The sequence below is a fragment of the Microbacterium candidum genome, from assembly GCF_030315975.1.
GTDB classification, from domain to species: Bacteria; Actinomycetota; Actinomycetes; order Actinomycetales; family Microbacteriaceae; genus Microbacterium; species Microbacterium candidum.
The window spans coordinates 862504-888410 of the sequence record NZ_JASXSZ010000001.1 but is presented as its reverse complement, the minus strand read 5'-3'; the positions used below and the strand labels follow the sequence as shown (position 1 = coordinate 888410).

The 25907-nt window shown below is 70.7% G+C and carries 24 protein-coding genes; 12 read left to right on the top strand and 12 right to left on the bottom strand.

Annotated features, from left to right (window positions below):
* Positions 1–77: 77 nt before the first annotated feature.
* Positions 78–470 carry a DUF1304 domain-containing protein gene (locus QSV35_RS04140; protein WP_286286995.1) on the bottom strand — a complete coding sequence of 131 codons (393 nt, stop codon included), beginning with the start codon at positions 468–470 and terminating at the stop codon, positions 78–80.
* Positions 471–630: 160 nt separating this feature from the next.
* On the opposite strand from QSV35_RS04140, the gene QSV35_RS04135 reads away from it, so the two are divergent.
* Entirely contained in the window at positions 631–1374 is a 744-nt protein-coding gene (locus QSV35_RS04135) for a LysR substrate-binding domain-containing protein (protein ID WP_286286994.1), read from the top strand.
* A 316-nt stretch (positions 1375–1690) separates the two neighbouring features.
* Here the strand turns inward: QSV35_RS04135 and QSV35_RS04130 are convergent, their stop codons facing one another.
* Genes QSV35_RS04130 through QSV35_RS04115 form a run of 4 tightly spaced genes read right to left on the bottom strand, consistent with a single transcriptional unit; the run spans position 1691 to position 6981 of the window.
* Positions 1691–4168, bottom strand: a complete 2478-nt coding sequence (locus tag QSV35_RS04130; RefSeq protein ID WP_286286992.1) for a CHAT domain-containing protein — start codon at positions 4166–4168, stop codon at positions 1691–1693.
* A 24-nt stretch (positions 4169–4192) separates the two neighbouring features.
* Positions 4193–5848: a S8 family peptidase gene (locus QSV35_RS04125; RefSeq protein WP_286286990.1), complete on the bottom strand. Its 1656-nt coding sequence runs from the start codon at positions 5846–5848 to the stop codon at positions 4193–4195.
* 16 nt (positions 5849–5864) lie between these two features.
* Positions 5865–6332 (bottom strand): hypothetical protein, encoded by a 468-nt coding sequence (locus QSV35_RS04120; RefSeq protein ID WP_286286988.1) that lies wholly within the window; start codon positions 6330–6332, stop codon positions 5865–5867.
* A gap of 4 nt (positions 6333–6336) precedes the next feature.
* Positions 6337–6981, bottom strand: a complete 645-nt coding sequence (locus QSV35_RS04115) for an RNA polymerase sigma factor (protein ID WP_286286985.1) — start codon at positions 6979–6981, stop codon at positions 6337–6339.
* A 115-nt stretch (positions 6982–7096) separates the two neighbouring features.
* Between QSV35_RS04115 and QSV35_RS04110 the strand changes: the two genes are divergently transcribed.
* A complete protein-coding gene (locus QSV35_RS04110; RefSeq protein WP_286286984.1) occupies positions 7097–7828 on the top strand; it encodes a glutamine amidotransferase-related protein in 732 nt (243 codons plus the stop codon).
* Positions 7829–8120: 292 nt separating this feature from the next.
* On the opposite strand, the gene QSV35_RS04105 is transcribed toward QSV35_RS04110, so the two are convergent.
* The 3 genes from QSV35_RS04105 to QSV35_RS04095 all read right to left on the bottom strand — a co-directional run bounded on the left by QSV35_RS04105 (position 8121) and on the right by QSV35_RS04095 (position 10663).
* Complete coding sequence (locus QSV35_RS04105) at positions 8121–8630, bottom strand: glutaminase (RefSeq protein ID WP_286286982.1); 510 nt, start codon at positions 8628–8630, stop codon at positions 8121–8123.
* Complete coding sequence (locus tag QSV35_RS04100) at positions 8627–9826, bottom strand: cation:proton antiporter (RefSeq protein WP_286286979.1); 1200 nt, start codon at positions 9824–9826, stop codon at positions 8627–8629. Before QSV35_RS04100 ends, QSV35_RS04105 begins: the two co-directional genes overlap by 4 nt.
* 123 nt (positions 9827–9949) lie before the next feature.
* Positions 9950–10663 (bottom strand): NRDE family protein, encoded by a 714-nt coding sequence (locus QSV35_RS04095; protein ID WP_286286977.1) that lies wholly within the window; start codon positions 10661–10663, stop codon positions 9950–9952.
* A gap of 43 nt (positions 10664–10706) precedes the next feature.
* Here QSV35_RS04095 and coaBC point away from each other — a divergent pair, with 43 nt between their 5' ends.
* Together coaBC and QSV35_RS04085 are read left to right on the top strand one after the other, a co-directional pair.
* Positions 10707–11978: a bifunctional phosphopantothenoylcysteine decarboxylase/phosphopantothenate--cysteine ligase CoaBC gene (gene coaBC / locus QSV35_RS04090; protein ID WP_286286975.1), complete on the top strand. Its 1272-nt coding sequence runs from the start codon at positions 10707–10709 to the stop codon at positions 11976–11978.
* 29 nt (positions 11979–12007) lie between these two features.
* Complete coding sequence (locus QSV35_RS04085) at positions 12008–13408, top strand: aspartate aminotransferase family protein (protein ID WP_286286974.1); 1401 nt, start codon at positions 12008–12010, stop codon at positions 13406–13408.
* A 306-nt stretch (positions 13409–13714) separates the two neighbouring features.
* Here the strand turns inward: QSV35_RS04085 and QSV35_RS04080 are convergent, their stop codons facing one another.
* Both QSV35_RS04080 and QSV35_RS04075 read right to left on the bottom strand, forming a co-directional pair.
* On the bottom strand, positions 13715–15286 hold the full coding sequence (locus QSV35_RS04080; RefSeq protein ID WP_286286972.1) for a glycosyltransferase family 39 protein: 1572 nt from the start codon (positions 15284–15286) through the stop codon (positions 13715–13717).
* Positions 15287–15338: 52 nt separating this feature from the next.
* Positions 15339–16010 carry a phosphatase PAP2 family protein gene (locus QSV35_RS04075; protein WP_286286971.1) on the bottom strand — a complete coding sequence of 224 codons (672 nt, stop codon included), beginning with the start codon at positions 16008–16010 and terminating at the stop codon, positions 15339–15341.
* Between the two features lie 126 nt (positions 16011–16136).
* Here QSV35_RS04075 and QSV35_RS04070 point away from each other — a divergent pair, with 126 nt between their 5' ends.
* Together QSV35_RS04070 and QSV35_RS04065 are read left to right on the top strand one after the other, a co-directional pair.
* Positions 16137–18821: a glycosyltransferase gene (locus QSV35_RS04070; protein WP_286286969.1), complete on the top strand. Its 2685-nt coding sequence runs from the start codon at positions 16137–16139 to the stop codon at positions 18819–18821.
* A 1-nt stretch (position 18822) separates the two neighbouring features.
* Positions 18823–19572, top strand: a complete 750-nt coding sequence (locus tag QSV35_RS04065) for an ABC transporter permease (protein ID WP_286286968.1) — start codon at positions 18823–18825, stop codon at positions 19570–19572.
* A gap of 46 nt (positions 19573–19618) precedes the next feature.
* On the opposite strand, the gene QSV35_RS04060 is transcribed toward QSV35_RS04065, so the two are convergent.
* On the bottom strand, positions 19619–20107 hold the full coding sequence (locus QSV35_RS04060; protein WP_286286966.1) for an FBP domain-containing protein: 489 nt from the start codon (positions 20105–20107) through the stop codon (positions 19619–19621).
* 231 nt (positions 20108–20338) lie between these two features.
* Here QSV35_RS04060 and QSV35_RS04055 point away from each other — a divergent pair, with 231 nt between their 5' ends.
* The 6 genes from QSV35_RS04055 to QSV35_RS04030 all read left to right on the top strand — a co-directional run bounded on the left by QSV35_RS04055 (position 20339) and on the right by QSV35_RS04030 (position 25393).
* Entirely contained in the window at positions 20339–21112 is a 774-nt protein-coding gene (locus QSV35_RS04055; protein ID WP_286286964.1) for a tyrosine-protein phosphatase, read from the top strand.
* 71 nt (positions 21113–21183) lie between these two features.
* Complete coding sequence (locus QSV35_RS04050) at positions 21184–21723, top strand: ribonuclease H family protein (protein WP_286286962.1); 540 nt, start codon at positions 21184–21186, stop codon at positions 21721–21723.
* Between the two features lie 42 nt (positions 21724–21765).
* Positions 21766–23133 carry an MBL fold metallo-hydrolase gene (locus QSV35_RS04045; RefSeq protein WP_286286960.1) on the top strand — a complete coding sequence of 456 codons (1368 nt, stop codon included), beginning with the start codon at positions 21766–21768 and terminating at the stop codon, positions 23131–23133.
* Positions 23134–23196: 63 nt separating this feature from the next.
* Positions 23197–24438: a flavin-dependent oxidoreductase gene (locus QSV35_RS04040; RefSeq protein ID WP_286286958.1), complete on the top strand. Its 1242-nt coding sequence runs from the start codon at positions 23197–23199 to the stop codon at positions 24436–24438.
* Positions 24435–24935, top strand: a complete 501-nt coding sequence (locus QSV35_RS04035; protein ID WP_286286956.1) for a MarR family winged helix-turn-helix transcriptional regulator — start codon at positions 24435–24437, stop codon at positions 24933–24935. The genes QSV35_RS04040 and QSV35_RS04035 overlap by 4 nt, the downstream gene beginning before the upstream one ends.
* Positions 24932–25393: a DUF3237 domain-containing protein gene (locus QSV35_RS04030; RefSeq protein WP_286286955.1), complete on the top strand. Its 462-nt coding sequence runs from the start codon at positions 24932–24934 to the stop codon at positions 25391–25393. The genes QSV35_RS04035 and QSV35_RS04030 overlap by 4 nt, the downstream gene beginning before the upstream one ends.
* A gap of 1 nt (position 25394) precedes the next feature.
* On the opposite strand, the gene QSV35_RS04025 is transcribed toward QSV35_RS04030, so the two are convergent.
* Positions 25395–25742: a hypothetical protein gene (locus tag QSV35_RS04025; protein ID WP_286286954.1), complete on the bottom strand. Its 348-nt coding sequence runs from the start codon at positions 25740–25742 to the stop codon at positions 25395–25397.
* Positions 25743–25907: the final 165 nt, after the last annotated feature.

Genomic DNA, 25907 nt, shown 5'->3' with positions numbered 1-25907 from the left:
GCGAGGAACGAGCGAGCCGAAACGCAGTAACTCTTGCGCCGGTCGTTGAGCGAGCGAGACGAAAGCGCTGAGCCTCCCTACGCGAAGAGCGTCAGCACGAAGCCGATGAGCGGCAGCGTGCCCTGGATCAGGGCCGCCCGCAGGTACTTCAGACCGCTCGTCATGAGGACGAGCGCGGCCGCCACCATCGACCCGAGGCTGAAGAGGACCAGGGTGCGCCCGGCGATCTCCCCGTCCGGGCTGCCGAACGAGAACAGCAGAATGCCGAGCCCCGCCCCGATCGCCAGGAACAGGTTGTAGAACCCCTGGTTGTACGCCATCGGACGGGTGATGTCGGCTGCGTCCTGACTCTCGACCCCGAACCGCTTCCAGATGGCCGGCCGCCGCCACGCGATGCTCTCCATGTAGAAGATGTAGACGTGCAGGAGCGCGGCGAGCCCCGCGAAGATGAAGGCGAGTGTCGCGACCATGCCGACACCGTATCGTGCGGACGAGCGGGCGTGCAGAACTCCACCGATGCGAGCGCCACAGCGCGGAATCCGCGCCGATCGGGCGCTGCCAAGCCCCGATCGGCGGAGTTCTGCACGCCCCGGCACGATGACCGGCGCGGCACGGGGATACTGTGGCGGTATGGCAGGCGGATCCGGCAGGCGGAACGGAGCACGACGAGGCACACAGGGCCCGAAGAAGCCGGCCGCGGGGAAGCCCGCGGCAGGCCAGCCGGCGCCCAGCCGGCCGAGACAGAAGCCCGCGCCGCAGCCGGTCGCGCCCGAGCCGGAGCCCGCCGAGTCGTTCGCGCTCGGCACGATCCCCGGCGCGACGCCCGGCAAGTGGATCGACATCTGGAACGAGCGGATGCCGCGCACCAGCCTCGATCTCATCCCGCTGAGCGTCGCCGAGCAGCGCGACGCGCTGATCCGCGGAGACGTGGATGCGGCTCTCGTGCGCGAGCCGATCGACAAGACCGACCTGCACGTCATCGCGCTGTACGACGAGGTGACGGTGGTCGTCGTCTCGGCCGAGTCGCACCTCACCGCCGCCGACGAGCTCGATGCCGCAGACCTCGAGGGCGAGGTGCTGATCGTCCCCCGCGACGACGTCCTCGGGCTGACGGTCGACGGCACCGTCGCGCCGCGATTCGACCCGCCAGAGACCACCGAGGAGGCGATCGCGACGGTCGCCGCGGGCGTCGGCGTCGTCATCGTGCCGATGTCGCTCGCGCGTCTTCACCATCGGAAGGATGCCGAGTACCGGCCGCTGCGCGATGCGCCGACCTCCCGCGTCTCGCTCGCCTGGGTCGCCGACCGCACGACGCCCGAGGTCGATACGTTCGTCGGCATCGTCCGGGGCCGCACCGCGAACTCCTCCCGCTGACCCCGAGTCGCGCAGCTGTCACTTCCTGCTCGCGCTGCGGAACCGGCATCCGCGGCCGAACGCATCAGGCGCGAAGGCCGCTATCGACCGCGCGAGCTGCCGAGGCGAGGAGACACCGCAAAGACGAAAGCGGGGGACATCGCCGACCTGGGTCTCTGCGACGTCCCCCGTGGAACTTCGATGACGGTCGGCACTCCCCGTGTGCCCCCCATGATGACCGCCCCGCTGCCCCCAGCACCACGGAACCCGATTCCGTGTACTGCAGCGTCGTTCCACAGTGTCAGAGCGGCCCGTCGCACGCCTGATACACGGACGCTCAGAAACCTGCGCCGTGCACCTGGAAAGACGACACCAGCCCCGTCCGCGCCGAGGCATCGGCAAGTGCGGCCGAAGGCCCGCGCCCCTCGGCGAGGCCCTGGTGCATCGCCCCGAGGAGCTCGCACGCGATGTCGTCGGCGACGATGACGGGCGTCGCGACCACCGCGCGCGTGCCGGCGTGGAGCCACACGCGCGCCATGCCCACGGCCTCCTCGCCCCAACGGACCGACGATCGCCCGACCTCGCACGAGGACAGCACGACGATGGTCGGCACCTGAGCGATGCGGTCGACGTCGTAGCCGAACAGGGTCCCGTCCGCGAGCTCGAACCCCGAGAACAGCGCGTTGTCGGCGGCGTGCCGCCCGTGCGCAGCCACATGCAGGAGGTCGACCTCCGGCGCCAGCTCGGCGACGGCATCCACCGTCGCCTTCGGGCCCCGCAGAATGCGCGCATCGGGCCACGCTGAGGCCGCCGCATCCACCTCTTCGTCGCCGCGCAGGACGCGCGGCCCGACCGCGAATCCCGCGGTCTTCGGGAATCGAGACGTTCCGGTCACCGACGCCCATCTCGTCGCCGAGGCGGCGAGCGTGAAGACCCGACCCTTGAGTGCAGGCATCATCGCCCACGGCAGCCCCTCCAGCTCACCGGGCAGCGTGATCACGAAGCGCTCGACGTCGGCGAACGCGACCGCGTCAGCGAGGAGCGCGTCGGAGATCACGGCCAGGCGGTCGTCGAGCGAGCGCTTGACGACGTCGGCCATGGGTCCGGTGCGGATGGACGCCGACATGTCCAGATCGGCGCGGAACCCGGAGAACGCCTTGCGCGCCGCATCCCATCCCGGCAGATCGATGACCCTCGCCTTATCGCGCGTGACGACGAGCGCTGTCAGGGCAGCCCCCGAGTAGATGAACGTGAGGAGGGCCGTGCGATCGTCGAGGACGTCGCGCAGGCCTTCCAGCGTGATGCGCTGATGGATGCCGGCGGCCCCGGTCGCGGACCACTGCCGTTCACGCGCGCGCTCCTCGAGCGCGAGCAGCCGCGGATCGCGCCGCCACGCCCCGGTCGGGTCGTCCGCCCGCAGCCTCCGGAGCTCCGCGAGGTCCGCGGCGAGCTCCGAATCCTGCGGAGGGCGGATCGCCACGACCTGCTGGCTGAGGTGTCTGGCGCGCTCGGACCATTCGAACAGAACATCAGGGCGCCGGGAACGCACTGCCGACGCGAGGCCGGTCACAATGAGGCTGCGTCCGTGCGCCGACACGGACGTCTGCAGATCGAGGCTGCCGAATGCCCCCTGCCACTCCGCGAGTTCGTCGAGCCCGGCTGACACATGCCTGCGCACCGCCGACTCGCGTCCCGACGCTGCGGCGCGGTGCGCCCGTGCCTCGTGCGCCAGGAGCCGGACCTCCAGGGAGGCCGTGCCCGGCACGCGAACCAGGGGCGGCGGAGCAGAATGCCCAAGGGGATGACGGGACCGCCAGATGTCGAGGGACAGCCGGAGCCCGGCGGCTTCGCTCGCGAACCCGTGGGCGGTGAGAGTTGATGCGACGGCCTCGGCCTCGGCGGGATCGACCGTCCGCCGCGGCTTGGCGCCCGAGGCGCCGGCCGTGGAGGCTCCCGCCGACAGTGCCGCGCGCAGGCGGATGGCGTCCGCACGAGCAGCCCAGGCCTCATTTCCCACCGAGCGGAACCGGCGGGCCGCCGCTGATGCGGTCTTCTTGGCCTTCGCCGGGTCGTGCATGAGTTGCGATCGCGCGAGTTGAAGTTCCGTGTCCGCACGGGACTGGGGCATGCGATGCCGCCCGAAGACGGGCGCGGAGGAGGCGAGCAGCGCTTCCGCCTCGCTCGTGAGGCCTGCGTCGCGCAGGACCTCTGCGCGATCCGTGTCGCAGATCGCGGTCGCCACGGGCGAGGATGCCGCGAGCGGTCGAGCGGCCCGCATCTCTTCCAGCGCGCGCACCAGGTCGCCGCGGAGGAGATGCAAGTAGCCGAGGTTGTGCCGAGTCTGAGCTCCGAGCGTCGTGTTGCCGCTCTGGTTGTGCGCTTCGACGGCGGCGGCGGCATCCTGGGCGGCCTCATCGAGGCGGCGCAGACCCATCCGCAGGACGGACCGATTGGCCAGGAGGATCGCCCGCTGCCCAGGTTCGCTCACCTGATCGAGCGCGGACGACAAGTAGGTCTCAGCCTCTTCCGGCCGACCGGCCAGGGAGGCAACGGTGCCGAGCTGGCCGAGCAGCATTCCAACCGTCTCGGTGTCGAGGCCCTCGGTCGCGAGAGCCGCGTTCGCCGCATCGAACGCGGCCGTGAATTCGCCGTGGTTCGCCAAGATCACGGCTTCGGTGCCTCGCACGCGCGCGAGCACTCCACGATCGGAGGTCCGGGTCTGCGCTTGTGCCAGCAGCCGCCACGCGGCTGCGTATCGACCACGGTTCGCCTGCTCCACGGCACGCCGGCGCAGGAGTTCGGCACCCTCATTCACAGCATCATCATGCCGCGCCGTTCGTCACATGGATGCAATCTCCGCGATATCCCAGTCGGCGATGACCGCTCCCTCGGCGGCGCGAAGGTTCGCGATCCGCTCCGACGCGAGATTCGCCTGTCCTCGCATGAGCGGATCCGTGATCGATCGCGCCATCGAGCCGGCGATGTACGGTGCGGCGAAAGACGTCCCGCTCCACACCGCATACCCGCCACGGAAGTCGTCGGGATCGAGGCTCTCACGCCTCAGACCCTCCCGATCGTTACGGGTGAGCGCCTGCGTGCCGCCGACGAAGCCGGGGGTGATGCTGAGGACCGAGACCCCCGGCGCGTAGACCTTCACCCAGCCTCCGATGTTGCTGAAGAGCGCCACCGAACGGTGCGCCGGGTTGAGCGCGCCCACCGCCGTGTGCGGCGCAGCATCCACGGAGTCATCGACGTAGAAATCGGCCCCGGTCCAGTTCCACAGCGCAGCAGGGAATGCCGGACGGTCCGTCGCATCGTTGCCCGCCGAACAGACGACAGCGCATCCGTTGCGCCGGGCGACGAGCAGCATCTCCGCGAGAGTCCGATCGAACAGATCGTCGTCCGGGGTCTCGTGGTAGTAGCCGAGGGAGAGATTGATGACGTCGATGAGACGTCCCCCGGCTGGTTCCGGTGTCATCATCCACTTCACGAGGGAGCGCACCGCCATCATGAAGTCGCCCTCGAGGAGCGCCCCCATGCTGTTCGCGACTCGGACGGCGACGATGTCGGCCTCCGGCGCCAGCTGGCGGATGATGCCCGCGATGAACGTGCCGTGTCCCGAGGCAGGATCCAGCATCCCGTCGTACGGCCCCGCCTGGTCGGGGAAGACCTCCGGATCGGTCGAGGGATCGGCGTCGCCGACGACTCGGCCGTCGACGACCGGGTATCTCGTCACGATGTCATCCGGCAGCCACTCGTGAGACCCGCATCCGGTGTCCAGGATGGCGACGACCGGGCGTCTGCCTCCCGCGCTCAGCACTGCCGACCGCTGAGGTCCGGCACCCGCGTAGTCGACGACCTGGCGTCCGCCCGTCCCCGGCACTGCGTATCCCACCATGCCGAGGTCGTTCGTCCGGCCGCCGAACGGGTTGGTCCCGCCGCCGAACGGATTCGTGCCCCCGCCGAACGGATTCGTGCCTCCACCGAACGGGTTGGTCCCGCCGCCGAACGGATCCACGGTCATGACGTGATCCAGGCTCACGCCGGGCACCGCTGGGCCGTCTCCGCGAGCCGCGGCCCGCGCGCGAGCGCGCTGCAGGAGCCGCCACGCGTCGATCGGCGGAACCGGCTGGTCGTCCTTGTCGGGGCTCGGCTGCGGGAAGATCTCGACGCGGTGGATGATCGGCAGGTCCATGGCCTCGCGCCACCGCTGTGCGCGGGCCGAGGCATCCTCCGGCGTGAGCTCGGAGCCATCCATGTTCTGCAGCTGGATTCCCCAGCCGAAATCGGACCCGGCGTCACGAAGCAGTGCGAGCCGATCATCGAGCTCACCGTCCGAGACAGTGATCAGCAGATGGGAGCGATCGTATGACGTCGGGTAGGCGTCGACTCCCTTGACCGGCTCACTCGACGGGTCCAGGGGGACTCCCTGCGCCCGCGCCGCGTCATAGCGGTCGCGCCAGGAACCGGTCGATCGAGATCCGGGGTCTGTCATCGTCTCTCCTCAGGGATCACACTTCGAATTGCGGAGTCTGGAAGTCGTGGAGGTCGCCGGCCTCGTCGCGCACGGCGAGCTTCATGCGCGAGACCCCGCCGGGCACGCCGTCGAAGGCGAACCGGCCGTGCTCGCCGAGTTCTGCAGCGAACTCGCCGGCATCCTGCACGAGCCGGACCGCAAGGGCTTCGGCATCGACCCATCCGTCGACCCGATGCTTCCCCGTGTCGGACTGCGTGACGTGCAGCAGGACGGTCGTCGTGCCGTCGCTGAACTGCAGCGTGAGCGTGTCGGTGTCGCTGCGGACGGCTGCGAGATCCGTCTCGACGAGGGTCAGGAGTGCGTACTCGCGCGACAGGTCCTCCACGGCGACCGCGGCCACCATCCTGTCGGCGAGATCTGCGGGCACGGGATCGACGTCCTCCCATGTCCGGCGAAGTCGTGTGAAGAGCGCCGTGTCACCGGCGAGGTCCTCGATGTCCATGTCGTCATTCCTCTCCCCATCCAGCGCCCTCGAGCAAGGCGCGGAGCTTGATGAGGCAGCGCTGACGTGTCGGCCCTATCGAACCGACGGGCATGGCCAGATCCTGGGCGATCCGGGCATAGTCAGGGCGCTCCTCGAACGCGATGATGCGCAGCAGCCGCTGGCACCGATCGTCGAGCCCACCGACTGCTGTCCACAGCCGGAGCTTCTCGTCATCGAGCACGGCGTCGTGCTCGGCCGACTCATTGGTCGGAAGATGTGGTTCGAGGTGCTCCACCTCGGTGGGATCGGCGCGGCGCTGCATCTTGCCTATGCGCCAGGCCTCGCGGCGGGCGCACATCGTGAGCCACCCGGACACCGCGCGCGGATCCTGGATCGTGTCGTGCCGGCGCACGAGCGTCAGCCACGTCGTCTGGACGACGTCCTCCGCGAGCGCACGGTCGAGCCCGTACGCACGCACGACGTGCCACAGCACGGGCGTCATCAGGCGCACGAGGGCGTCCATCGCGCGCGTCTCACCTTCGCGCCAGCGCAGGAACAGGGCGGCCGCGTGCTCCCAGCGAGCGGGCGCGGCAGAATCGTCGGATGCCACGGGCGGAGCAGTCCCCAAACGCTCTTCGCCCGGCTCCGACCGATCGATGTCGGTCATAGCGCCCATTGTGTCCACATAGGCAACGAGTCGGAAGAGGGCGCCCTGATACAAGGACTTCGGAAATCTTCATCGACGGATGCGGGGCACCGTGCTCGCCCTTAGAATCAGCGCCATGACCGCCCGGCTGCTGTACGTGTGCGTCCGTCCGCAGCGCGGGGCGGCGGATGCCGAGTACGAGTCGTTCCGCACCGCTGCAGGGGTCTCGGCGGAGGAGATGGATGCGCTCGACCTCGTCCGCTCGCCGCTGCCTGCGCTCGACGCGTACGACGGGTACCTCGTCGGCGGCAGCCCGTTCAACATGACCGACCCGGAGTCGACGAAGACCGACGAGCAGAAGCATGTCGAGGCATCCCTCGCGTCCCTCGCGTCCGCCGCGGCCGCCGACGACGGACCGGCCGCCCTCTTCACCTGCTACGGCATCGGAATCGCCACGCGGACGCTCGGCGGCGAGGTCAGCCGCGCGTATCCCGAGGACACCGGGCCCACGGTCGTCACGCTGACGCCCGAGGGCGAGCGCGACCCCCTCTTCGGCGGGCTCGCGACGCGCTTCACGGCGCTGACCGCGCACAAGGAGGGGTCGGCGGAGCCGCCGCCCGGCACCGTGCTGCTCGCCACCGGAGAGGCGGCCGCGGTGCAGGCCTACCGCTACGGCGATCGCCTGTATGCGACGCAGTTCCACCCCGAGGCATCCACCCGCGCGTTCACGGAGCGCATGGCGATCTACCGGGACGACGGATACTTCGCATCCGCCGACTACGACGTGCTGGCGCAGCGGGTGCTCGCGGCGTCGGTCACCGAGCCGATGCGGATCGTGCGCGCCTTCGCCCAGCGCTTCGCCTCCTGACCCTCCTCCACCAGGCCCCGCCCCCAGGCCCCGCCCCCAGGCCTCGCCCTCCGCGGCCCGGCCCCGCCCTCCGTGCCCCGCCCTCTGGGCATTCTCCTTGCGCCGACTTGCGGCGTATGGCGAGTATGCGAAGCATCATTCCCGCCATTTGCGGCAAGTCGGCGAGAAGGCAGGGGCAGGGGCAGGGGCAGGGGCAGGGGCAGGGGCAGGGGCAGGGGCAGGGGCGGTGGCAGGGGCAGGGGCAGGGGCAGGGGCAGGGGCGGGAGGGGTCGGGGGCAAGGCCGGCGACGCGTCAGGCGCCGGGGAGGGGATGCCGCAGCAGCTCGATCCGCTCGTCGAGGTAGCCGGCGAGCGGAACGAAGCCCGTGGAGTGGCTCCAGCGCACCATCGGCACACCGTCGCGGAGGGCCAGGGGGCCGGATGCCTCGCCGCGGGCGACCGCATCCACGTCGATCACGCTCCAGCCGACGTGCACCGTCTCGCCCTCGGCGAATCCTCCGCGCCGAGCGGCCGCCGCGAGCGCCGCACGTTGACGCTGGGACTCGGCGGTGTACCCGCGGCGCGCCTCGGTGCGCGCCCGCACGATCTCCCCCGTCTCCAGCAGCGCCATGTCCGGCGTCAGCAGGAGGACCCCGAGGTGCCACGCGTCGCCCGCCGGTCTGATGCGTGCGGCGCGCGGGATCCCGAGGATGCGCCGCTCGGGCTCGAGGGCTCCCAGCCGCTCCCGCGGCGCGCCGCTCAGCCGTCCGATCGCGTCGGCCATGAGGGCATGCACGTCACGTGGGCCCGCCGCATCCGTCATGCGCTGTCTTCCTCCTCCACGGTCGACACGAGGTCGCGCTCGCCGCGGAGGCTCATCCCGATGAGCGGGAAGAGCAGCACCGACAGCATGCCCGCGCCGACGAGCACCGCCGCGATGCCGGAGGAGATGAGGTGCTTGTCCACGCCGATGCCGGTGACGGCGACGATGATCGGGAGGCCGGTCGCTCCGAGCAGCGCGATCGAGAACCGGTCGCGGGACTTCGAGCCGACGGGGGCGGCCAGCATCGACGGGAGCCCGCGCACGATCAGGAGAAGGATCAGCGCGACCGGCACGAGAGCGAGGAGCACGGGGTTCTTGAGGAGCGACGCGAGGTCGAACGTCACGCCCGTGTAGACGAAGAACACCGGCACGAGGAAGCCGAAGGCGACGGCCTCGATCTTGCTCTCCACATGTTCGCGCAGCTGCTCGTCCGCATCCCGCAGCATGAGGCGCCACACGACACCGCCGATGAACGCGCCAAGCAGCATGTCGATGTCGAGCGCGATGCTGAGGAACGCGAGCGCGGCGATGAGGAAGATCACGATGCGCACCGCGAACTGACCTGACGTGTGCATGGTCGACGTCACGAAGTCGTGCAGCCGGCCCTGCGGCGCCCGGAACGCGTACCAGATCACGCCCGCGGCGATCAGAAGGAAGACGGCGAGGACGATCGTCGCCCGGCCGGGTGCGCGGGTCCCGAGGAAGATCGAGATCGCGAGGAGCGGCCCGAACTCGCCCACGGTGCCGAGCGCACTGACGGCCTTGCCGAACGGCGTCTTCAGCTCGCCGGCATCCCGGAGGATCGGAAGCAGGGTGCCGAGCGCCGTCGATGCCAGCGCGATCCCGACGATCACGGCGCCCTCCCCCGGCGCGATGAGGAACCCGACCGCCACGCCGACGGCGACGCTGATGAGCCATCCGATCCCGGCGCGGCTGCCGCTGCGCCCGCGCAGCGCCTGGAAGTCGATCTCGGTGCCCGCGACGAAGAACAGCATCGCGAGACCGAGCTGCGACAGGGTCGAGACGAAGTCGGACGGGAACGCCCACCCGAGCACGCTCGGCCCGATCAGGATGCCGAGGACGAGCTCGAACACGACGACGGGGATGCGGACCCATCTGCCGAGCCCGCGCGTCAGCAGCGGCGCGAGAACGGCGACGAGCGGGATCAGGAGCAGGTCGAGATCGAAGTGGACCACGCGCTCAGCGTACTGACGCCGCCGTCGTACGACTCGCACATCCGTCATCGACTTGCGCCTTATGGCGGCATCCGGGCCCGGAATACCCGCCGTATTCCGCAAGTCGATGAGGAGAAGGGTGAGTCAGCGCGGGATGACGGTGTTCCAGTGGCCGGGCTCGGTGAACTGCGCGTACTTAACGTCGAGATCGCCGGGCGCGACGCTGGCCACGCAGAGCAGGGTCGTCTGGGTGGGATAGCCGAGCGGCTCGTTGTCGCGCACGATCGCGCGCGCGTCCACGGGCGACAGGCCGCCGGACTCGCGCAGCACGTCGAGCCACGGCATCCACCAGTCGTCGTCCGAGCCCTCCGTCGACGCCGCCGTGAACGGCCCCCGCCACGCGATGATGCGCTCCGTCTCGGTGTCGTCGAGATCGCGGTGCGCGATCATGTGCGTGCCGGGCGGGATGCGGGTCTCGGTGCGATCCACGCCGTCCCACGTGACGATCACGGCACCGGCCGCATCCACCGTCACGAGGTTGAAGCCGGCGGTCGCGACGGTCGGCTGCGGCGGGCGTCCCGCGACCGCGTCGAGAGGGATGGCGCCCCGCGTCACGAGTGTGACACCGGGCGGCGGTTCGGGGCTCTGGCGGTTGAGGAGAACCGCGAGGCGACCTTCCGCCGCATCCGCCGCCAGCCAGGCGCCGCCCGCGCGAGCGTCGCGGACGCCGATGACTCCGGGACGCTCCGGCCAGTTCTCGCCGAGGGGGACCCAGCCGCGCGTCGGATCCTCATCGCGGACCGCGAGCATCCGGATCGGGCCCTCGGCCTCCGGAACCCGGATGACGACGGTGCACATGCGCGTCCCTTCCGCAGCGCGCCGGGCGTGGGAGGATCGACACGTGTTCGTCGTCGTCGGAGTCACGGGCGGGATCGCCGCATACAAGACGGTACAGGTCGTGCGTTCGCTGGTGCTCGCCGGGCACGACGTGCACGTCGTACCTACGGAGAACGCGCTGCGCTTCGTCGGGCAGCCCACGTGGGAGGCGATCAGCCGGCATCCGGTGACCACGAGCGTGCACGACGACGTCGCCGCGGTGCGGCACGTCGCGATCGGCCAGGCGGCCGACCTCGTCATCGTCGCGCCCGCCACCGCCAACACCCTCGCGAAGATGGCCGCCGGCATGGCCGACGACCTTCTCGGCACGACCCTCCTCGCGACGAAGGCCCCGGTCGTCGTCGCGCCCGCGATGCATACGGAGATGTGGATGCATCCCGCCACCGTCGCGAACATGGCCACTCTTCGCGAGCGCGGCGTCCACGTCATCGGGCCGGATGCGGGCGCCCTCACCGGCACCGACATCGGCCCCGGCCGCATGACCGAGCCCGACGAGATCGTCGCCTTCGCGCTGTCGCTCGTGGAGCGGGAGCAGGACCTCGCGGGCCTCCACGTCGTCGTGTCGACCGGTGGCACGCGCGAGCCGCTCGACCCGGTGCGGTACCTCGGCAACCGCTCCAGCGGGCGCCAGGGCACCGCCCTCGCCCGCGCCGCCGCGGACCGCGGAGCCCGTGTCACGCTGGTCGCCGCGCACGTCGACGACGGAGTGCTGGAGGATGCGATGTCCCCGCGCATCTCGCTCGTGCGCGCCGGCACGACCGCCGACCTCGGCGAGGCGGTGCGGACGGCCGCATCCGGCGCCGACGTCGTCGTGATGGCCGCGGCCGTCGCCGACTACCGGCCTGCCGAGGTCGCCGATCGCAAGCTCGCGAAGGAGTCGTCGCCCGGGGCTCGCACGATCGAGCTCGTCGAGACCGAGGACATCCTCGCCGGGCTCGGCCGCGACCGCGTGCCCGGCCGGACGATCGTCGGCTTCGCCGCCGAGACCGCGCCGACCCGCGACGAACTGCTCGAGCGCGGCCGGCGCAAGCTCGCGCGCAAGGGCGCCGATCTCCTCGTCCTCAACGAGGTGGGGTGGTCGGTCGGCTTCGAGAGCGCTTCGAACGCGGTGATCGTGCTCGGTGCCGACGGCGATGTGGCCGTCGAGGCATCCGGATCCAAGCGCGCCGTGGCCGACGCCGTGTGGGACGCCGTCCTCGCCTCCCGGATGGATCGACCGGCAGCATCGGAAGGCCGGACGATCAGCACGGGTGACCGGCCGGGGCACCCCGAGTAACGTCGGTGATGAGCCTTACGGAGGTCTTCATGTCGCTCACATCCGAACGAGCCACCCATACCGAGTCCGAACTGCAGGCCATGGCCCGCGACCACCTGTGGATGCACTTCTCGCGCCAGTCCGCGATGGAGCGCGACGGGGTGCCCATCATCGTCCGCGGTGAGGGCCACCACATCTGGGACTCGACCGGCAAGCAGTACATCGACGGCCTCGCCGGCCTGTTCGTCGTCAACGCCGGGCACGGCCGCAAGCGCCTCGCCGAGGTCGCCGCGAAGCAGGCCGAGGAGCTGGCCTTCTTCCCGATCTGGTCGTACGCCCACCCCGCCGCCATCGAGCTGGCCGACCGCCTGGCCGACCTCGCCCCCGGCGACCTCAACCGCGTATTCTTCTCCACCGGCGGCGGCGAAGCCGTCGAGACGGCGTTCAAGCTCGCGAAGTACTACTGGAAGCTGCAGGGCCGCCCCACGAAGCACAAGGTGATCTCGCGCGCCATCGCCTACCACGGCACCACGCAGGGCGCCCTGGCGATCACGGGTCTCCCGGGCATCAAGGGCATGTTCGAGCCGGTCACCCCCGGTGGCTTCCGTGTCCCGAACACGAACTTCTACCGCGCTGCGGAGATGGGCGCGCCGGCCGACGACCTCGAGGCGTTCGGCGTCTGGGCGGCGGACCGCATCGAGGAGATGATCCAGTTCGAAGGCCCCGACACGGTGGCCGCGGTCTTCCTCGAGCCGGTTCAGAACTCGGGTGGATGCTTCCCGCCTCCCCCCGGCTACTTCCAGCGCGTGCGCGAGATCTGCGACAAGTACGACGTGCTGCTCGTCAGCGACGAGGTCATCTGCGCGTTCGGTCGTATCGGCAACTACTTCGCGTGCGACACGTACGGCTACCAGCCCGACATGATCACGTTCGCGAAGGGCGTCACGAGCGGCTACTCGCCCCTCGGCGGCACGATCGTCTCGGACAAGATCTACGAGCCCTTCCGCCACGGCGACACGGCGTTCTACCACGGGTACACGTTCGGCGGACACCCTGTCTCGTCGGCCGTCGCGCTCGCGAACCTCGACATCTTCGAGGACGAGGGCCTGAACGCCCACGTGCGGGAGAACTCGCCGCTGTTCCGCGCCGAGCTCGAGAAGCTCCGCGACCTGCCGATCGTCGGCGACGTCCGCGGCGACGGCTACTTCTTCGGCATCGAGATGGTGAAGGACAAGACGACCCGCGAGACCTTCGACGACGACGAGGCCGAGCGCCTGCTGCGCGGGTTCCTCTCCAAGGCGCTGTTCGACGCGGGCCTGTACTGCCGCGCCGACGACCGCGGCGACCCCGTCATCCAGCTTGCCCCGCCGCTCACGATCGGGCCGGCGGAGTTCGCGGAGATCGGCCAGATCCTCCGCGGCGTCCTGACCGAGGCGTGGACCCGCCTCTAGAGACGTGCAGAGAAGGGGATGCCGCGGCCAGGTGCCGCGGCATCCCCTTCGTCGTTCCACGAGCCGAAACGCTCCGGTCGTTGAGCGAGCGGAGCGAGTCGAAACGCAGTGAGCCGACCTCACAACGCACCCACCTGCGCTTGGTCTCGGTCGTTCCTCCCTCGCTCAACGACCGGCAGCGTCCCATACCGCGCCGGTCGTTGAGCGAGCGAGCGAGACGAAACGCAGTGAGGCGAACCTGCGACGTCAGCGCGTTTCGACTCGTCGCTGCGCTCCTCGCTCAACGACCGGCACGTATGCGGTCGCTCAGGGCGCGGGAGTGGCCTCGGACCCGCCGGCCGCCCGCTCGTACAGGTAGATGACGCTCGAGTGCTCGCGCACCGATTCGGTGCGCCGGAAGCCGGCCGCCTCGAGGGCAGCGAGGCCATAGGTGTCGACGGTGCCGCCGGTCGCGTACTCCACGACCCACACGCGGGTGAACCCGTCGAGCCGGCCGCTGGAGATCACCTTCGCGATCGGGAGGGTGGCATCCGCCCAGTTCGCGACCTCGTAGTACGGCTTCGAAAGGCCGACGTCGGTGACGTTCGCGAAGCCCGCCGGGTAGGCGTGCATCGCGAGACGCGTCTTGCGCGACGGTCGCACGGTCTCGTCGAAGATGATGGCGTCGCCCGGATGCGCGCTCGCTCCGATCGTGTCGCTGATCTGCGACCAGTCGCTGTTGTTCTTCGCGTACGGAGTGCGCTGGTCCGCCCACGCCGGCACGACGAGAGCGACGAGGAGGACTGTCGCAGCGCCGGCCGCGAGGGCGGCGGGCCACCGCATCCTCGTCGTCGCCCGCTGCACGAGCAGCACGATCTCGCGCACCCCGAGCACGATCACGACCGCCACGGCGGGAGCGCACATCGTGAGATACCTCGACGTGAACGCCGGGATCAGCGCGTTGAGTGCTTCGAGCAGGATGAACGGGGCGAACGCCCATGGCAGCACGATCGCGGTGAGGCGGTCGATCGGGGTCCACGCGGTGCGCCGGATGCGACGCACGACGAACGCGACGATCGTCACGAGCGACAGACCCCAGCCGACGTACATGACGAGCCCCTCGGCGAAGAACGCGTTCGGCAGCACCACCGGGAGGGTCGAGTCGTTGCGATCGGCGAGGAACGAGATCTGCGAATGCTCGGATGCCGCGAGCACGACGAACGGCAGGGCGAAGGCTCCGGCGATGAGGGACGTCTTGAGCCACACGCGCCAGAAGGCGCGCGCAGGGCGCAGCATCGCCATCGCCATCGCGTGCGCGGCGGGGATGAGAGCGAGGTACAGGAAGAGCTGGGTGCCGAGCGCGAGCAGAACGCCGTACGCGATCCACAGGCGGTCACCGTGCCGATCGCGACGCATCGCCGCGACGAGGATGACGGTCAGCCACACCGCGATCGTCGCCGTCATCGCGTACGACCTGGCCTCCTCGCCCGCATACGTCATGCGCGGCAGCACGGCGCACGCGAGCCCGGCGAGGACGGCGAACCACGTGCGCGAGAAGAAGCGGACGAGCACGACGATCCCGGCGGCCGCGGCGCCGACCGCGAGCGCGCTCGGGAACCGGATCGAGAACGGCGAGTCGCCGAACACCGAGATCCAGCCGTGCAGGAGCACGTAGTAGCCCGCGTGGACGGCGTCGACGTGGTTGATCATCGTCCACAGGCTCGGCAGCGACCGCTGTGCGGAGAGCAGCGAGGCCGCCTCATCGCCCCACAGGTTCGGGATCCACGAGCCGACCGCGGACACCGTGAAGGCCGCGAGACCCACCAGCACGGGCGCGAGAACAGCGCTCACACGCAGGCGCGACTGCTCAGTTCCGGGCTGGGGCACGCGCTCGATCACACCACAGTCGCCTTAACGCGGCCTGAATGGGCCGCGCGGCGAGGCCGACTCCTCAGTCCGCGGCGTGCGTCGGAGCGAAGCGCGCGATCGCCCAGCGGCCGACGGCATCCAGTCCGATCACGAGGAACGGCACCAGCACCATCGCCGCGAGGGTGTCCGTCGGGTAGTGCACGCCGAGGTACACGCGCGACCACGCCGTGACGACCGCCAGCGCGACCGCGAGCACCACGGCGAGCGCCCGCATCCGCCCCGTCACGACGACGATCGCGATACCGGCACCGAGCGCGGTCGCGAAGGCGGTGTGGCCGCTCGGATAGCTGTAGGTCAGCGGGTCCGGGATGATGAGGTGCGTCATCGCGGACGGGTCGGGGCGCAGCCTCCCGACGATGGGCTTGACGATGTCGGCGATCGCCCACGCGAGACCCGCGGCGAACACGAGCCGCACCGTCACCCGCCACGATCGCGTCGAGATCCAGACGATCGCGGCGACGCCGATCGCGACGAACACCGCGCCCTGCGGCCCGAACACGACATTGATCGTCTTCGCCACGGCGTCGAGGAACGGCGTCCACGCCGCGTTGACGGCCACGACGATCTTCAGCTCCGCGGCCGACCAGGCGGGGTTCGCGACGATGAGGAGACCCGCCGCCAGGACGACGACGAACGCGGCGACCGCGAACACGACGGGGCGGATGCGGAAGGCGACGCGTTGTGCGGGCGGCATCCGCCCAGCGTGCCCGACTCCCGGCCCCACATGCGTGATCGCCGCGCCGATCACGACAGCATCACAGGTCCGCTCCCGACAGTGCCCGCCCGCCTTTTTCCAAGGTGGGTGCGGAAGACTGGGAGGATGCCCGCCTCCCCCGCCCGACTCACGAAGGCCGCGACGCGTCGCGTGGCGCGCTACGCCCGTCGCCTGCGCCGCGCCGGCGCCGCCGACCGCAACGCGTTCTACCGCTCCCGCCCGGTGCGGCCGGACACGGTGCTCTACGAGTCGTTCGCGGGCAACGGGATGCTGTGCAACCCCGAGGCGATCTTCCGGAAGCTCCTGCACGACCCCGACTTCCGCCGTTTCACGCACATCTGGGCGCTCGACGACGACGCGGCCGAGGCGGCGTTCGACGCCGAGTTCAGCCGGCATCCGCGCGTGAAGATGGTCAAGCGCGGGTCGGGTGCCTACTGGAAGGCCGTCTCGACCAGCCGCTATCTCGTCAACAACGCGACCTTCCCGCCGCAGTTCGGCAAGCGGGAGGGGCAGATCTACCTCAACACGTGGCACGGCACTCCGCTGAAGCACATGGGCTTCGACATGCCGGACGGCGCGTGGGAGGCGGGCAACACGCTGCGCAACTTCCTCTCCGCCGACTACCTCCTCGCCGCGAACCCGTTCATGGCCGAGGGCATGTACGAGGACGCGTATCGCCTGCACAACGTGTACACAGGGCGCATCGTCACCGAGGGGTACCCGCGGATCGACCGGCAGTTCCTCTCGGCGTCCGAGGAGCTGCGCACCCGCGACGCGCTGCGCGATCACGGGCTCGAGCCCGGCGACCTGCCGATCGTGCTCTACGCCCCGACCTGGAAGGGCGCCTCGTTCCAGGACCCGACCGACGACCTCGACGCCCTGGCGGAGCAGACGACGGCCCTGCAGGCGGCGCTGGGCGACGGCATCCGCGTGTTCCTCAAGACCCACCAGGTCGTGCACCGCCTCGCCGCGCAGCGGCCGGAGCTCAAGCGCCTCCTCGTGCCCAACACGATCCCGACGAATGCGCTGCTGGGGGCCGCGGCCGGTCTCGTCACCGACTACTCGTCGATCTTCTTCGACTACCTCGCCACGGGGCGGCCGATCGTCTTCCTGACCCCGGACGCCGACGATTATCACGACAACCGCGGCACCTACTTCTCCGACGACGAGCTGCCCGGTCCCGTCATCCCCGACGCGACGGATGCCGGCGCGCACCTGCGCGCGCTCCTCGACGGCACCGAGGAGCCCACCCCCCGGTACGCCGAGTGGAAGGCCCGCTTCACTCCCTACGACGACGGGGATGCGGCATCCCGCGTCATCGACGTCGTCTTCCGCGGACGCACGGACGGATACCGCGTCCGCCCGGCGCGCACCGACGGCCGCAAGCGCCTCCTCTTCTTCCTCGGCGGCATGAAGTCGAACGGCATCACGACGTCGGTCCTGAACCTCCTGAACGCCATCGACCACGACGTCTACGACGTCACCGCGCTGATGCCGCGCGTGCGTAAGCGCACGCTGCGCGAGAACCAGAAGCACGTCCACCCCGCCGTCCGCCAGGTGTTCCGCATCGGCGGGATGAACGGATCGAAGCTCTCCCAGCTGCGCCGCAAGGCCGACGACTGGCGCGGCACCGCGCCCGAGCCGCACTCGGACACGCGGCACTCCGACCTGTGGAACGACGAGTGGGTGCGCATCCTCGGCGACGCCGAGTTCGACTGGCTCGCCGACTTCAGCGGCTACAGCCCGTTCTGGTCGAACCTGCTGCTGCGCTCGCCCGACATGCCGCGCGCCGTCTGGCTGCACAACGAGATGGCTGCCGACCGCAAGCGCACCGTGGACGGGAAGCAGCCGTTCCTGCGCAGCCTCGGGCTCGTCTTCTCGCTCTACCGCTCGTACGATCAGCTCGTGTCGGTGTCACCGCTGCTCACGGAGCTCAACCGCGCCGAGCTCGAGGCGTACGCCCCGGCGGACCGGTTCGTCACGGTCCGCAACCTGCCGAACGTCGCGCGGGTGACCGCCGGCAAGGCGGTCGCGATCGAGGACCTGTGGGCCGACGCGCACGGCGATGCCGATGAGGACGCGGGCGCGGTCATCGAGCCGCCCGTGTGGGCCGCATCCCTCGCCTCCCGCGAGCGCGCCGAGAAGTGGTTCATCACCGTCGGCCGTCTGTCGCCGGAGAAGAACCAGGCGCGGCTGCTGCGCGCGTTCGCCCGGGTGCACGCTCAGCACCCCGAGGCGCGGCTGCTGATCGTCGGCGGCGGCCCCCTCCACGGAGACCTCGAGACCCTCGCCGCCGAGCTCGGGCTGACGGATGCCGCGTTCCTCGCCGGCCCGCAGAGCAACCCGTTCGCGCTCATGGCCGCCGCGGACTGCTTCGTGCTGTCCAGCCGCTACGAAGGCCAGCCGATGGTGCTGCTGGAAGCGGCGCTGTGCGACCTGCCGATCGTGTCGACCTCGTTCGCGTCGGTGCGCGATGCGCTCCCGAACGACACGATCCACGCCGTCGCCCAGAGCGACGAGGCGCTCCGCGACGGCATGCTCGCGTTCCTCGACGGGAAGGTCGACGCCAGCCACCTCGACATCCCGTCCTACGTGCGGGAGGTGACCCGCGAGCTCGACGCCGTCATCGCCGGCACGGTCGCGGCCGGCGGGCGCGGCGCGGCCGGTGCGGTCGCCGTGGCTCAGCCGAGTGCCGACCGGCAGGCCGAGTCCGGTGGCGCGGCCGGTGCGTCCGGTGCTGCGGATGCCGTCCCCTCCGCCGACCCCGTCGACCTTCCGCCTGTGCGCTGACATGCCGAACCTCCCGGCCCTCTTCCCCTCGGTGGTCGGGGTCGTGGTGCTCGCCGCCGTGACGGTCGGCGTGCTGCTCGCCTTCCGTGTGCGGGCCGCGTGGTCACCGGCCACCGCCATCCTGCGCGGTGCCATCCAGCTCGCGATCCTGAGCGTCATCCTCACCGGGATCATCACGAGCGCGCTGTGGATCGCCCTCGCGCTCGTCGTGATGTTCTCCGTCGCGTCGACCGTCGCCGCGCGCCGCATCGGCTGGACGTGGCGGACCGCCGGGATGACGGCATCCTCGATGGCCGCCGGCATCCTCACCGCCTGCACGATCGTCTTCGCGACCGGCGCGCTCGAGCTGACGCCGCGCTACGCGCTCGCCATCGGCGCGATCATCATCGGCAACTCCATGTCGATCGCGACGCTCACGGGGCGCCACTTCGTCTCCGGCGTCGTCGACCGGTGGGACGAGGTCGAGGGATGGCTCGCGCTCGGCGCCGTGCCGCGCCAGTCCACGCTGGAACAGGCGCGGCGCGCCGTGCGCGAAGCCCTCGTCCCGACGATCGACCAGACCAAGACGACGGGGCTTGTGGTGCTCCCGGGCGCGTTCGTCGGTGCGATCTTCGGCGGCATCTCCCCGCTGGACGCCGGACGCTTCCAGCTCGTCGTGCTCGCCTCGATCATGGCGGCGGGGTCCATCACCGCGGTGCTGACCGTGCTGTGGCTCGGTCCGGTGAAGGTCAAGCCCGCCGCCATCCGCTGACATCGCCCGGCGCTCGTTCAACGACCGGCGGAGTGGGGCGTACGGGTCAGTCGCTGTCGCGGATGTCGCGCACGAAGTTCGCGACGTTGACGCGCATCGCCTCGATGCGGCGCCGCCGCGCGGCCTCGACGTCGTAGCCGAGGTAGGCGGGCGGCGGCGTGCGCCGCGCGTTCACCTGACACTCGAACGCCTCGCACACGAGGGTGCCGACGGTGTTGCCGTTGCGGCCGGACTTCCCCGCGCGCTTCGCGCTGTAGAAGACGACGTCGTTCGGGAGGGTGACGTCCTCGCACCACGAGCACTGCGCGCGCGAGTTCGGCTTGGACTCGGCGCGGCGGAGCTGGATGCCGACGGGCCGCCCGTCGAGCTCGACGACGACGTACCCGACTCCGGCGAGCTTGGCGTCGCGCCAGCCCAGGTAGTCGAGCGAATCCCATTCGAGGCCGTCGAGGGCGGGAAGGGACATGACCGTCCGCTCGCGCTGCGAGGCGTTGACGAAGGAGGAGCGGAGCTGCTTCTCGGTGAGGGCGTGCATGGTGGATGACCTGTTTCTGCGTGTGCCCCGACGCGGGGCGAAGCGAGATGGATGCATGCGGCCGCTGCGCACCACGGAAGGTGGTGCGCTGCGGAGCAGGGTCATCTCATGCCGGCGAAGATGCCGCCGACGCCCTCCCTCTGCCCGATGGGCTGCGCAGAAACGGTGAACACGTTCTCCAGTGTGTCAGACCCGCCTGAGAGGATGGGCGGATCACGTGAGAGGACCCGCATGACCGACAGCACCCGCATCCCGATTCCCGGCACCTGGAACTTCCGGCCCGCCGGCGCCACCGTCGACGTCGCGATCCTCGCGCCCGGCCGCCTGTTCCGCTCCGACGCGATCGACGCGCTCGGTGACATCGGCCGCGCCGAGCTCGTCTCGCTCGGCGTCACCACGGTGGTCGATCTGCGGTCGGCCGAGGAGGTCGCCGCCCACCCCGACGACATCGCCGGCTCCGCGATGGATGGGCTGACGGTGCCGATCTTCACCGGCTCCGCCGCCGACTACGCGTCGCTCGACCCGTCCGCGTTCGGACTCGCGACGGTGTACGGCATCATGACATCCCGCAGCGGTGACACGATCGCCGCCGCCCTGCGTGCGGTGGCCGGCGCGCCGGGTGCATCGCTCGTGCACTGCACCGCGGGCAAGGACCGCACCGGCGTCGTCGTCGCCCTCGCGCTCACCGTCGCCGGCGCCACGCGCGACGAGATCGCCGCGGACTACGCGCAGAGCGAAGGCTTCCTCGCCGGAGAATGGGCCGACAGGTTCCGGGTGCGCGCGCAGGTCTACGGCTGGACGATCGAGCCCGGCCCCGCGGAGGAACTCGCCTTCCGCAGCCCGGAGAGCGCGATCCGCGGCATCCTCGCCGAGCTCGAGGAGCGCCACGGCTCGATCGACGCCTACCTCGATGAGATCGGCTTCGACGAGAGCGACCGCGCCGCGCTGCGCACCACCCTCGCGACGCCGATCGCGGAGACCGCGGTCGCGGCTCCCGTCGACTGACCGTCGTCTCGCCGCGGCCGCGGGCCATCGCCGCGGCGGGCACGGCAGCGCGCATCCGGCAGGATGGATGGGTGACTGACAGCAGGAGCGGCGACAGCTACACCGTCGCGACGGACGGCGCCTGCAAGGGCAACCCGGGGCCGACGGGATGGGCATGGGTCGGTGAAGACGGCCAGTGGGCCGCGGGATCCCTCCGCTCCGGCACCAACAACATCGGCGAGCTCCTCGCCCTGCTGTATGCGCTGCGCGACCACGGGAACGTGCAGAACCTCGTGATCCAGGCCGACTCGCGGTACGCGATCGACACGTACGAGAAGTGGATGCTGGGGCACGCCCGCCGCGGCTGGAAGACCGCATCCGGTTCTCCGGTCAAGAACCGCGAGATCCTCGAGCAGCTGATCGACGCCCGGCAGGCGCGCATCGACGACGGGCTCCCGCCTGCCGTGCTCGAGCACGTCCGCGGCCACGCCGGGCACGTCCTCAACGAGTGGGCCGACGAGCGTGCGGTGCGCGCATCCCTCCACGCCGAGAAGGGCACCGAGAGCCAGTGGTCCTCGCTCGGCGCACAGGACCCGATCGACGTCTCGTCCGCGCCGAAGAAGTCGCGCTGAGGTCCACCCCACAGCATCTGCGCGCGGTGCCAGGGTGAGAGCATGAGCACCCCTTCGCTGCGTTTCCTCGGCGCGACGGACACCGTCACCGGGTCGCGCTACCTCATCGAGACCGCGACCACTCGCGTCGCGGTCGACTGCGGGCTGTACCAGGGCTTCCGCGCCCTGCGCGATCGCAACCGGCAGCCGTTCCCTGTGGATGCCTCGAGCATCGACGCGGCGATCGTCACGCATGCGCATCTCGACCACACCGGGTATCTGCCTGCGCTCGTCAAGCAGGGGTTCGGGGGCCGCATCCATGCCACGAGCGGGACCACGGCTCTCGCCGGGCTCGTCCTCGCCGACAGCGGGCGCCTGCAGGAGGAGGAGGCCGAGCACCACGCCCGCCACGGCACCTCCAAGCACGAGGTCCCGCAGCCGCTGTACACGGAGGAGGACGCGCAGGACGCGATCGCGCGGTTCACGAAGCACGAGTTCGACGAGGCGTTCACGGTCGGCGATGTGCGCGTCACGTTCGTCCCGGCCGGCCATATCCTCGGCGCCTCGCAGCTGCGCATCGAGGTCGACGGCGTCCGGCTCCACTTCACGGGGGATCTCGGACGGCCCGACGACCCGCTCATGCGTCCGCCGCGCGGCCTCGAGGCGACCGACGTGCTGGTGACCGAGGCGACGTACGGGGACCGCATCCATCCGCACGTCGATGCGACCGCCGCCCTCGGCGAGATCGTCCGCCGCGTGTGCGGGCGGGGCGGTGTCGTCGTCATACCGGCATTCGCGATCGGCCGGGCGGAGACCATCCTGCTGCACCTCTCCCGCTTGCACGGCGCGGGGCAGATCCCCGACGTGCCGATCTACCTCAACAGCCCGATGGCGGTGGATGCGTCAGAGATCTACGCGCAGCATCCCGAGGAGCACCGCCTCAGCCGCGATGACTTCGCCGCGATGTACCGGCTCGCGCACCTCGTGCACAGCGTCGACGAGTCGAAGGCGCTGAACGCCCGCAAGGGCCCGATGATCATCATCTCGGCGAGCGGCATGATCGAGGGCGGGCGCGTGCTGCACCACGTGCAGGCGTTCGGACCGGACCCGAAGAACGCGATCGTGCTGACGGGATACCAGTCCGGCGGCACGCGCGGAGCGCGTCTGCAGCACGGCGAGCGGACGCTGCGGATCTTCGGCGAGGACGTGCCGATCAACGCCGAGGTCGACTCTCTCGAGATGATGTCCGCACACGCGGATGCGGACCAGATCGTCGATTGGATGCGGCGCGCCCCCGCCGCGCCGCGGCAGACGTTCGTCACGCACGCCGAGCCGGAGGGCGCCGACGCCCTGCGCCTGCTCGTCGCGCACGACCTCGGCTGGCGCATCCGATCCCCGCAGCTCGGCGAGACGGTGCCGCTGACCGCATGATCTGCGCTTGACAGGAAGTAGTTCATTCACAAAACTATGTGCATAACTGCTCGAAGGAGAGTCATGCGCATCGTCATCGTCGGAGCCGGAATCGGCGGCCTCGCCGCAGCCCTGAGCCTGGAGGCCGCGGGGTTCCGCGACATCCGGATCTTCGAGCGCGCAAGCGAGGTGCGCGGGCTCGGCGTGGGCATCAACCTGCTCCCCCACGCGATGCGGGAGCTCACCGAGCTCGGGCTCGACGGTCGCATCGCCGCACTCGGCGTGCCGCCGACGACCCTCGCCTACTTCAACCGCTTCGGGCAGCCGATCTGGAGCGAGCCGCGCGGACTCGAAGCCGGCTACCGCTGGCCGCAGATGTCGGTGCACCGCGGGCGGCTGCAGCTCGCGCTCCTCGACGCCGTGCGCGAGCGCCTCGGCGACATCGTCGCCCTCGGCCACACCCTCGTCGCCGTCGACGGGCTCACGAACACCGCCCGGTTCGACACCGCGGCGGGGCCTGTGGACGTCGATGCCGATGTGATCGTGGGGGCCGACGGCATCCACTCCGCCCTCCGCCGCCTCCGCTACCCGCACGACGGCGAGCCCGTGTGGAGCGGCCTGACCCTCTGGCGCGGAACCGCGGTCGTGCCCGCGTACCTCGACGGATGCACGATGATCATGGCGGGCGACGGCGACCAGAAGTTCGTCGCGTACCCCCTGTCGGCGCCGGATGCCGACGGCCGTGCGCGCGTGAACTTCATCGCCGAGCGCCGGGGCTCGGGCTCCCCGGACGTCGACTGGAACCGGTCCGTCGACCCCGCCCCGATCGAGGAGCTGTTCCGGGACTGGACCTTCGACTGGCTCGACGTGCCGGCCGTCATCGCGAACGCCGACGAGATCCTCGAGTACCCGATGGTCGACCGCAACGCGCTGCCGCAATGGAGCTTCGGGCGGACGACCCTCCTCGGCGACGCCGCCCACGCGATGTACCCGAACGGATCGAACGGCGCCTCGCAGGCGATCATCGACGGACGCACGCTCGCCTACCGACTCGCGACCTCGGCGACGGTGGAGGAGGCCCTCGCGGCGTATGACGAGGACCGGCGCCCCGCGATGTCGGCGCTCCTCGCAAGCACGCGGGCCACGGGCCCGGAGCGCGTCATGCTGCTCGCACACGAGCGGGCGCCCGAGGGCTTCGCCGATATCCACGACGTCATCCCCGCCGATGAGCTCGTCGAGGTGGCGACCGCATACAAGAAGGCGGCCGGCTTCGACCCGGCCTCGCTGAACGAGCGCGCGTCGCTCAACGCGCGGGAGGGCGCGTGACGCGCACGGTGGATGCGGCGGCCCGGGGCACTGCGGGAGCGGATGGTACGGGCGTGGATGCGGCGCGCCTGGCCGCCGTCGTGTCGCCGCTGCGCCGCGCGCTGCTCACCGCGGCGCGCGAGCGCGAGGGCCTGCCCGACATCCCGGACGCGCAGATCGAGGTCATCCGCGCTCTTCCGCGCGGGACCGTGGCATCGCCGGGCGAGCTCGCCGACCGGCTCGGCCTGCGCCGCCCGACCCTCAGCAACCTGCTCGCCGCGATGGAGGCCGCCGGGCTCATCGCCCGACGCAAGAGCGACGCCGACGGGCGCCGCGTCGAGGTCGTGGCGACGCCCGAGGCGCTCGGGTTCTTCGACCGGTTCGACGCCGCCTCCGCCGCGATCGTGGCGGAGGCCGCCGCATCCCTCCCCCCCGCCGATGCAGCCGCACTGGCAGCTGCCGTCCCGGCCCTCGAAGCACTGCGCGATGCGCTCGTCCTGAATCGGAGCACGAAATGACTCTCCCCGTCCCGACTCTCGAACCCGCTTTCGACGTCGTCGTGCGGCTCGGCGCCCCGCAGGATCACGGGGTCACGCGCGCAGGTCACAGGCGGGTGGTCCCGATCCTCGGCGGCGCGGTCTCGGGCGGGCTCGATGCCGAGATCCTGCCCGGCGGCGGGGACTGGCAGACGATCGGCGCCGACGGGACGATCTCGATCGACGGTCGCTACTCCGGTCGTACGACGGACGGCGAGCTCTTCTCCCTGCAGGTGACCGGCATCCGCACCGCGTCACCCGACGTGCTCGCTGCGCTCGGTCGCGGCGAATCGGTCGACCCGTCGGAGTACTACTTCCGCACGACAGTCGCGATCGAGACGTCGGCTCCGCGGCTGCGGCACCTCGAACGGTCGCTGTTCGTGGCATCCTGCGCCCGCGACGCGGACGCCGTGCGCTACCGCGCCTACCGCCTCACCTGAGTCAGCTCGACGTGGGGCTCTTCGCGAAGAGACCCACGATCCCCGCGACGGCCGCCGTTGCGATGGGCCACGCGCCCGAGGCGAGGTCGGCCTTGTTCTGCAGGATGAGCACCACGGCGGCGACGATGCTCGCCAGAGCGATCACGAGCACGCCGATGATGAGCGTCATCCACAGGAGCATCTTCTCCCGGTTGTCCGTCGGCTGCCCGACCGCGCTCGTCGGCTCGGAAGCCTGCGGTGCCGGCGTGGGCGTCGGTGTCGGCTTCGGCGGCGCCGCTGTGCCTCTGCTGGACCACTCCGTCTGAGACGCTCCGCGCCTGGGGCCGCGGTGGATCGACAGCGTCGTCATGATGCACCTCCGTTCGTGCGTCCTCGCTCTGAAGGAGGAGCGGGTCCCGGGCGCTGATACAGCCTGGCGCCGCCGCGACCGGCCGGCGCGTCCGGGAACAGGAGGTTCGGCGGGTGCAGGATCGACCGCTTCGGACTCGTCCTGCATTCATCGGAACTCCTGTTC